General features: G+C 29.3%; 13 protein-coding genes. All 13 read left to right on the top strand.

Annotated elements, in window-relative coordinates; all coding sequences use genetic code 11:
• Positions 1-156: 156 nt before the first annotated feature.
• The 13 genes from ABD077_RS19020 (at position 157) to ABD077_RS18960 (ending at position 9,271) form a co-directional block, all read left to right on the top strand.
• Positions 157-516, top strand: a complete 360-nt coding sequence (locus tag ABD077_RS19020; RefSeq protein WP_343913815.1) for a hypothetical protein — start codon at positions 157-159, stop codon at positions 514-516.
• A gap of 203 nt (positions 517-719) precedes the next feature.
• Entirely contained in the window at positions 720-1,193 is a 474-nt protein-coding gene (locus tag ABD077_RS19015) for a hypothetical protein (protein ID WP_343913814.1), read from the top strand.
• Between the two features lie 213 nt (positions 1,194-1,406).
• The gene (locus tag ABD077_RS19010; protein WP_343913813.1) at positions 1,407-1,811 is read left to right on the top strand and encodes a hypothetical protein; all 405 of its coding nucleotides are present in this window, start codon (positions 1,407-1,409) and stop codon (positions 1,809-1,811) included.
• 207 nt (positions 1,812-2,018) lie between these two features.
• Positions 2,019-2,372 (top strand): hypothetical protein, encoded by a 354-nt coding sequence (locus ABD077_RS19005; protein WP_343913812.1) that lies wholly within the window; start codon positions 2,019-2,021, stop codon positions 2,370-2,372.
• A gap of 181 nt (positions 2,373-2,553) precedes the next feature.
• Positions 2,554-2,964 (top strand): hypothetical protein, encoded by a 411-nt coding sequence (locus ABD077_RS19000; RefSeq protein ID WP_343913811.1) that lies wholly within the window; start codon positions 2,554-2,556, stop codon positions 2,962-2,964.
• Positions 2,965-3,155: 191 nt separating this feature from the next.
• Complete coding sequence (locus tag ABD077_RS18995; RefSeq protein WP_343913810.1) at positions 3,156-3,719, top strand: hypothetical protein; 564 nt, start codon at positions 3,156-3,158, stop codon at positions 3,717-3,719.
• Between the two features lie 345 nt (positions 3,720-4,064).
• Positions 4,065-4,397, top strand: coding sequence for a hypothetical protein (locus ABD077_RS18990; protein ID WP_343913809.1), 333 nt, complete (start codon positions 4,065-4,067; stop codon positions 4,395-4,397).
• 193 nt (positions 4,398-4,590) lie between these two features.
• Positions 4,591-5,067 (top strand): hypothetical protein, encoded by a 477-nt coding sequence (locus ABD077_RS18985; protein WP_343913808.1) that lies wholly within the window; start codon positions 4,591-4,593, stop codon positions 5,065-5,067.
• Between the two features lie 192 nt (positions 5,068-5,259).
• Positions 5,260-5,496: a hypothetical protein gene (locus ABD077_RS18980; protein ID WP_299903320.1), complete on the top strand. Its 237-nt coding sequence runs from the start codon at positions 5,260-5,262 to the stop codon at positions 5,494-5,496.
• Positions 5,497-5,527: 31 nt separating this feature from the next.
• Positions 5,528-5,791: a hypothetical protein gene (locus ABD077_RS18975; RefSeq protein WP_343913807.1), complete on the top strand. Its 264-nt coding sequence runs from the start codon at positions 5,528-5,530 to the stop codon at positions 5,789-5,791.
• Positions 5,792-6,086: 295 nt separating this feature from the next.
• Positions 6,087-6,422 carry a hypothetical protein gene (locus ABD077_RS18970; protein WP_343913806.1) on the top strand — a complete coding sequence of 112 codons (336 nt, stop codon included), beginning with the start codon at positions 6,087-6,089 and terminating at the stop codon, positions 6,420-6,422.
• Positions 6,423-6,512: 90 nt separating this feature from the next.
• The gene (locus tag ABD077_RS18965; protein ID WP_343913805.1) at positions 6,513-7,262 is read left to right on the top strand and encodes a DUF6794 domain-containing protein; all 750 of its coding nucleotides are present in this window, start codon (positions 6,513-6,515) and stop codon (positions 7,260-7,262) included.
• Between the two features lie 260 nt (positions 7,263-7,522).
• Positions 7,523-9,271, top strand: a complete 1,749-nt coding sequence (locus ABD077_RS18960) for an IPT/TIG domain-containing protein (RefSeq protein WP_343913804.1) — start codon at positions 7,523-7,525, stop codon at positions 9,269-9,271.
• Positions 9,272-9,302: the final 31 nt, after the last annotated feature.

Raw genomic sequence — 9,302 nt, 5'->3', positions numbered from 1 at the left:
TGCCAACAATGGCTATAATTCATTGTGGCAGCGAGTAAAAAGAATATTTAATCAATAAATTTGGCTGATTTCATAAGCGGAATATTTCCTACGGAAAATTCCACAACGAAATCATAGCCGAAACGTTGTGTACCATTTGCAAAAATCAATATCTGAATGGAAATCGGAATAAATAAAATGCTAAAATCTTATCATTGGATTGTATCAATTCTGACTATTCCGGTATTCGGACTTTTTTCAGGATTTTATGGATGGATCTATTACTCAACAATATCTGAGCGAAATGGAATTTGGGGTAATATTTACAGTTACTACGATTTGACAAAAGCAGAATTCAGCTCAATACGCCTAATAATTTCTCTGACTTTAATTGGACTGGCAATATTCCAATTAAAATATTTGATTGAAAAAAATGTGAACCGACTAAATAAGACTTTGCTGATTACTTTAATTTTTATTGGATTTTGGATTATCGCAGAGTTTTATTTGCAAACTAAATTCATTGGAAAAGGATAACTGAATGAATTAAAAACAGTACACAACACGATATATGATGTCATAGCAACTAAGTGATCAATCGAATGGTTATTGTATATTTATGAAGGCGCAATGCTTACTGAAAGTGAAAGTTAGTAATCAATGCGCTGAAAAATCCAAAAGCATGGTAACATTTTGCCCTGCTACAACACATATATTAAACGTTACCAAACATTGTGAAGATGAAAAATTCGCTAATAGTTTTCTTATTATTCCTATCGACTTTAACTTTTGCTCAAACCAAAGGAGGTTATGTCAAAGGAGATGATTATGAAGGAGCCAATTTCAGTGGAAAATATATGATCAGTAAGAATAAAAATATCTTATCATATTTTACTCCAACTTCTGACGAAATTGACTCTCTTGAAGCTAGAATCAAAGATAGATTGACAGAATTGAAAACCACAAAGACGGACAGAGAATTTCCCACCTTTATAATTGACAATCTAAAAGACTACAAAAGACAATATTTTGGTTATGTAAACGAAAAAGGAGAAAGAGTAATCTATTTCAATTTTTTCCATAATTCAGGGAATGTTTATGGTTGGCGTGAAGGAGAAGTTGTCATTAAGGATGGTGGATACTATTATTGGCGAATGAAATGGAATTTAACGACTAATAAAATAATTGATTTTTATGTAAATGGTGAAGCATAAAACGTTTGGTAACACTGTATATAGCAAATAGGGCATTCAGTGGTTTCCGAAAGTTCAGTGCTATTTACCAATACCGCCAAATCGTTGATTTGGCTTTTAAAATGAATAAGATAAAAACAAAATACAACGATTTGGCTCAGTGCAGACTTGAAAGTTCATCGCTTTCTACTGCCCTACTTGCCATATACTAACCGTTGTGTACCATATTCAAAAATGAAAGAACCAATTATAATTAAGGAATTAGGACTGATTTACGGAAGAGACGCTATCTTTTTGGAAAAAATTGAATTTAACGGAACTCGTTCCGTTAAGCTGACTGGAGAATTTAACGGATCGTTGTGTGAAAATGTTAATAGCGAAAATGACAAACTCATTCCCTATGAAATAAGTTTTAAAGGAATTCTTGAATTTAAAATAATTGAACTCGATTTTTATAATCACTCTGATTATACTTCAAGCTTTGAAAAGGTAATTGATTCTAAGAGAATAACTGAATTTAAAAACTCGTACGATGGAGATATTAAAGTAAAAAAATCACACGAACATTATATTTTTCATACTTATGACGATATTATTGAATTAGTTGCTGACCAATTTGAATTAAAGTTAAAAATCTAAACCGAATAAAAAACGGTACACAACACGATATATGTGCCATAGCAGATAAGTGATCAATCGAATGGTATGTGTATATGTTGGTAAGGCGCAATGCTTGTAGAATGGTAAAGTTAGCAACCAATGCGCCGAAAAACCAAAAAGCAGGGTAACATTTTGCTCTGCTACGACACATATATTAAACGTTGTAGCAAATTTGGAAAAACCGAAATGTCATATAGAAAAAAAATCTTAACCGGAATAGTTTCAATTATTATCGTTACAGGAATTTATAACTCGTATTTTCCAAAATTCTTGGTGATTGGTGAATATGTTGCATATATTGAAGACAACTTTGCTACATTTGGAATTAATAATGGTGACACATTGGTATTGTATGACGTCGGAACTTTTTATTGTGACTCATGGGGTTATGGGACTTATACGATAAAAGGATCCGAAATTACTTTTAAGTATGGAAACACCACCTATAAAACACACTTCAACCGACCTCTATTTTTTGGATCACCTAGAATAATAATATTTGAAAATTTAAAATCTGAGTTTGTAAAAAATAAAAACTAGCTACAACAACATATATGATGTCATAGCAGCTAGGTGATGAATTCAATGGTTGTCGTATTTTTGGTTAGGCGCAATACTTGCAAAATGGAAAAGTTAGCAACCAATGCGCAGAAAAATCGAAAAGCAGAGTAACATTTTGCTCTGCTACGACACATATATTAAACGTTGTGATTAATCAAAAATGTCCGGAATAAATTGGAAATATAATAATGATTCTAAATCAAGGATTTTTTGGTCAACTTCCAGTGACTACTATACCTATTTAGAGAAATTGTTGATTGATTTTGAATTTAAGTTCAATCAATCACTGGGAGAACAAACATCTGAATTTCAATTATTGGACGAACAAATTGAATTTCTGGTTAACGAACTTGAAATAAGAATTGAAAAACTACTTTTGAATTTCAATCCTGAAGTCTCAGGAGGTTTAACTTCGATTTCAAATGAGTATAAAGGAAAGAAATATGATTTCTTTATTAAAATGTCAGAAAATCACAGCCGAATAAATAGGCTAATAAAATTTCATAAGTTTTTATCTGACTCTCTCAACAACGAAAAGGAAGTACTATTTTGGGGTGGAAAAATTGAATAAACTAATCACAACACGATATATGTGGCATAGCAGCTATATGATCAATCGAAAGGTTCTTGCATTTTTGGTAAGGCACAATGCTTGCAGAATGGAAAAGTTAGCAATCAATGCGCAGAAAAATCTAAAAGCAAGGTAACAATTTGCCCTGCTACGACACATATATTAAACGTTAGCAATAATATAAACCAAATATGAAATTACAAATTCTAATTTTAACGCTTTTAGTTACTTTTCAAGTTTTTTCTCAAACCAAAGAACAGTTAATAAAAGATAATTGTGAGTGCTTAAAACAAATATCTTCTGACTTAAACAATGATCAGAAATCTAAATCACTTATGGATTGTTCACTTAACGCTTTTAAAAAGAATAGAATATATACTGAAAAAGTTGTTAAAGAGTTCACTGGAAAAAATCAAATAGATGGAAAAGATGTTTTTAAATATCACCAAGAGGTATTTGACGACATAATGATGGACAATTGCGATCTTTATAAAGAAATTATGATAGAAGTCCTAGGTATTGATAAAAGTAATGAGGTTATCCAAAAAATTGGATCAAAAGTATGTAAAGAGTTGGATGACAATCTAAATCAAGAAAAGATCAAAATAACCATCGATAAAATCACAAAAGATAACCTTGAAAGTATTACTCAAAAATATAAAACTGACGAAAAAAAGTATGTTGATGATCTGAGGTTTTATTTAGTAAATAACTGCGGAAAATATCGAAAATATTCACTGGAATATAAAGAATAACTATTGCTAACAAGGTGTATAAATCATAGTGGCTTCACCACAACGATTCATACACGAAACGTTGTACACAATTCTATGAAAAAAAATACTAGAATATTATAATCTGGAATTTTACTGATTTTAACTTCTTGTAAATCAGAAATAAGTACGCCTGAATTAAAAATACACTTCACTGAAGATCAAATTTCGGATTTTAACAAAATAACCGAATTCTTTATTGAACAGATATGTGAAAACAATAAAGCATCTGATTTCGAAGATTGTTTTAAAAAAATCCTTCCGGAACTAGCTAATAATGGATGGAGTCCTATTCTTGAAAAAGTAGATTTTGAAAAACAAAACGAAATGTATAATTCGCTTTCAAATGAAACTTTTAAAGAAATATGGAGTTTCCAAAAAAGCCAACAACACTCGGAAGAAACTAAATATAAATCTGGAGGTATAAATACTTCTGGAAAATATTTGGAATTTCTCAACGTAATAGGAAATAGAAACAATTATGTTTCCAACTATGTTAAAGAAATTTATGCATCTGGCGATGTTCCAAGCAATGCTTCATTACAAAATCATATATACACGAATCCAAACGATTTAAATTTAAATGATTACAACATACAAGTTTTAATTGCAATAAATTATTTGACCCAAAACGATGGGCAAAAACGTGCTGAAAAGTAGTGTAAAATAAAAACTGTGTACAACACGATATATGATGTCATAGCAGCAAAGTGATCAATCGAAAGGTTATTGTATTTTTGGTAAAGCGCAATGCTTGCAGAAAGTAAAAGTTAGCAACCAATGCGCAGTCTTTGTCGAAAATGGGGTAACATTTTGCCCTGCTACGACACATATATTAAACGTTGTAAAAAATATGATAAAAACAATTTTTACAATATTATCATTATTGATTTTTCAATTTGGAGTTTCTCAAAAAATAAAAGAAACCGATTTAATTGGAGAATGGACATTTATTGAATTACAAGATGAAAATGGAGAAAAACAGACTAAAATTCCTTTGGCAAGATTTGGTAGAGATATGGGAATTGAAAATGTTAATCGAGACAGCTATATCTTCAATGTGGACAGAACTTATAAAAGTTTTAATCCATTGAATACTTCATATGGAACTTGGTTTTTTGACAAAAAAACGAATGAAATAAATCTGGAATTAAGAATTGAACCTGACAGCCCTTATTTACCTTCTTTAAAAAAAGCAAAAATTGTAAAAAAGAGAAAGGATGGGTTTTACTATCAAAAACCTGTACATAAAAAAATATTGATTTACTCAACTGACTCAATGACAATTGCTTATAGAGAAAAATATGTACTGATTTATAAACAGAAATAAATACTGTTTACAACAACATATATGTGCCATAGCAGCAAAGTGATTAATCGAAAGGTTGTTGTATTTTTAGTTAGGCGCAATGCTTGCAGAATGAAAAAGTTAGCAACCAATGCGCAAGAAAAACCGAAAAGCAAGGTAACATTTTGCCTTGCTACGACACATATATAAAACGTTAGCTACAATTATCTGATAATGAAAAAAGAACATCGGAAAATAATTGAACATATTTCTACTTATCTGAATGAAAATCCTGAACAAAGATTTGGTCAGGCCATTTTCAACCTTAAAATCAATGAATTCATTGATGAGAAAGATTTAATGAATCCTAAATATCAACTTAGAGATATTCACAATGACTCTGATGAAAAAATACTCGAAAGAATTGAATCTCAACTAAAGTGGTTTAACAAACAAAAAGAAGATTTATAGTTTGATGAGATTGTCTTGTAAAAAATGTTCAATGAGGGAATTTGAAGTTCCAAATTTCACATTAGAAGAGAAAAAAATCCTCTCTGAATTAAAAGCCAATAATAAACTCGGAGAGTTAATACAAAAAATAGAATCACTCTATGACATAGAAAGTATTGACGCTAAATTCTCATTTATGCACATTAATAAAGAGTACGGAAAGTGCAACCGTTGTAATATAGATTCTCATGAAGGAGAATATGTTGAATGTCCTAAGTGTACAGCTTTAAATTTCAACTGGAAAATAGAAAAATAAAAAGTAGCTAACACGATATATGTGATCATAGCAGCTTGGTTATGAATCGAAAGGTTATTGCATTTTTGGTAAAGCGTAGCACTTGCAATAAAGAAAAATTAGCAATCACTACGCAGAAAGATCGAAAAGCAAGGTAACATTTTACCCTGCTACGACACATATATTAAACGTTAGCAACTATAAAATGAACGATCACTTAATAAAAAACCTTTGGATATCTCTAGTAAAGAATATTGTTGCAAACTTAGTTTTGTTGTTAATAATCTTTTATACTTTAAAATCAAATACTGACTTTTTGAATTCAAATAACTGGATCGAATGGGGAGCTTATCTGTTGATTTTCGGATATTGGGGAATTAAGGAAAATCATATACTCCTTGAAATTAATAAAATAGATCAAGGTTTTGTAATTATTAGTTATTCTATTTTCAAAGGAAAAAAGGAATTGTTTTTAAACTCAAATGACATATTAAAGGTTGACAGTTATGACGACTTAAGAATTCGTTATAAAAGTAATATTGGAAAAGATTCTCTAACACTAAAAATAACGGCTGAACCTTGGAATAATTTATTTGGACAAATTAAAAGTTTAAAACTAGTTGAACAAGAGAATAAACAAAAAACGAAATAAGAACAGTTGCTAACACTATATAACAAAACATGGCTGCCCTTTCGGTCAGCAACGTTTGTTATATTTACCGTTACCATTAATTAAAAACTATTGAAAAAAGTACTCATTTTAATGTTTGTTCTGACATTATTATCATGTCAAAACAAAAGAAATATACCTTCTGAGTTAATTTATTCTTTTGAATACTTAAATGATAATTGGAATAAAGAGGAAATTAATAAGTTTAAAAACATATCAGAAAATGACACTACTCCAAGGAATTATCATTTTGGAATTGGAATGCATATAAGAAATAATTTACTTAGACATAATGAAAAATCAGATTCAATAGTTAAGTTTTTCAATGATTTAAAGATTGAGCATTATGACTATATGTCTAGTATCATTTTGACATCCTATAATAGATACCTTAACAATACAGATATAAAACTGATGGATCAAGTAAATGGAATTCTAGAAAGTCTTAAACCAACAGTTGACTGTCAAAATAGACAAAGAGAGAAAGCTGAAAAGTTATATTCCAAATTAAGTATTAATGACAGTATTCAGGTCCAAATGCCTGTAAGTGAAATGACAAAAAACAGTGTCATTAGCTATGATTGCCCTAATGTTGACTGGAATTTTGACAGTGACAAACATTTGCTAATTAATGGAGTAGTTACACAAAAATATATTCGAAAAGATTCGTCCTCTGATAGTCCCCAAAAAATATATAGAGATTATCACCTGAAATTAAGAATATTGGAAATGAATAACCCTGAAATAAAATATTTTATGAATAAAATAGCTAAAGGTGATGAAATTGATTTCTCTTTAGAGTATTCATTTAATATAAAATAGAACTAATGGTAACAACACCTATGCGATAATGCGGTTTTAGGTTTAATCCAAAGGTTATTGTCTATTTGGTTTGTCGCCAAAGATTTAAATTTAGCATTTTAGAAAATATAAAAACAAAAAATAAACTTTGGCTAAGTGCTTGCTCGAAAACCAGTCATTTGCTGCCTCCGCACTACGCATAGCTAAACGTTATAAGCAATTTCTCAAAAAATACGGGTAACAATTAAAAAAAATAAGACACTAATAAGAAAAAGAGAAAAATGAAAAAACGATTAGGATACTTTATCATTACGATATTATTAGTATTGAGTTGTGAAAAAGATGATATAAATATTCCTCAGGAAAATTTTGATTTTATACCATCCAATATTGAAATTCCAGAAAATGGCATATTTAATGAATTAGTTAAGATCAAAGGTGAAAATATTATTTTAGATTCTTTAAAATTTTATTTTGATGATATTCCTGTTTTCGAATTTTATCAACCTCAAGAAGATTCTATTTCTCTAAAAATACCTCGAAATCTAGAAAAAATAAATTCAAATTTCCTCATTTATGTTAAAACAGGGGAAAGAGATTCATTAATAGCAAGTAAAAGTTTTAGCTTACGACCACCAAAAATTAATGGCGTTAATAAAAGTGCTACAACATTTGGTGAAGCCATTACAGCTTATGGTGAGGATTTTGATACTACCGAATTTACAGAGATTTATGTAAATGATGAAAAAGCTGAAATTTTATCTAGCTCCAAAGATTCTATTCAATTTATAATTCCAAATGAAATACTTACAAATAATCTTACTCTGAAGGTAAATGCGCAATTACAAGAGGATATTCTTGATAACTCTCTGAACCTAAAAGAACCAGAAATCATTCAAATATTTGATAAAGTTCATATAGGTGATAGAATCACTATCAAAGGGAAAAATTTTAATCTTACACCAGAATATTCAAAAGTAATTCTTAATAATGAACTCGAAGCTTCTATAGAAAATATATACAATAATGATTCACTAGATATTAAAATACCTCTTGGGCCTTACAAAGAATTTCAGATCAATTCTGTAAAATATTTAACCGCAGGAATGGAGACTACCTATTCAAAACCAATAGAGATAATTTCTGACTATATTCTTTATGCAAAAAACAATCCTTTATATATTCGAGAAACGTTTCAACATGATGGTAATATTTTTTCATTAGGCTCAGATCAAAATTCTTCTCAAAATCTACATTTATGGAAATTTGATATAGAAAATCAAATGTGGTCAAAATACTCAGATCTAAATATACCCGATACAATTTATGCTGCCAACATTTCAAGCAATGGAGAGATGTATATTTATTTCCCTTTTGAAGAAAATAATAATTTTTTAAGTATTAATCTCTTTTCAGAAGCAATAAGGTATTTACAGAACTTTCCTGGTAAATCTAGAGAGTACGCTATATTAATCCCTTTTTCAGGAAAAGTATATCTTGGCAAAGGAATAACTGGGGGAACTTATAATCCTTCTGAACTACATAAAGATTTATTTGAATATGATGAGGTATTGAATTCTTGGATTGAAGTAAATACAGATAATTCCATTGTGTATTGCTATAATGATTATGAAGAAGTTAATGGACAATATTATTTTTTTACTCCGGATTTTTATAATCCAGATTTCCCTACTAATGACTGGCCAGAATCTATTGTGAGATTTGATGTTTCAAGTTTAAAATTTGTTCGGGAATATGATGGTTGTACTAGTTGTCATACAGAAGAGCTTTTTGAATATAAAAATCAACTGTTTTTAGGTGTTTCAAATACTGGTTTCATTCAACTTTACAATTACTTTAATCCAAATGAATATTTGTCAATAAATGGAGGAAGATTTTATAATCATCCAAGTAAATTTATATCTGTTCAGGATAATGTATTTTTTTATTCTAATGTTATTAATTATGTTGGCGCTAATGATGGATTATATATGATGAATCCAAAATTATTAGAAACTACTTTTTTATAATAAAAAGCTTATAACACAAATGTATGAAGTC

This window comes from Aquimarina litoralis, from assembly GCF_039523995.1.
Taxonomy (GTDB): domain Bacteria; phylum Bacteroidota; class Bacteroidia; order Flavobacteriales; family Flavobacteriaceae; genus Aquimarina; species Aquimarina litoralis.
Note: the sequence above shows the minus strand (reverse complement) of the source record. Positions and strands in the feature narration are given on the sequence as shown.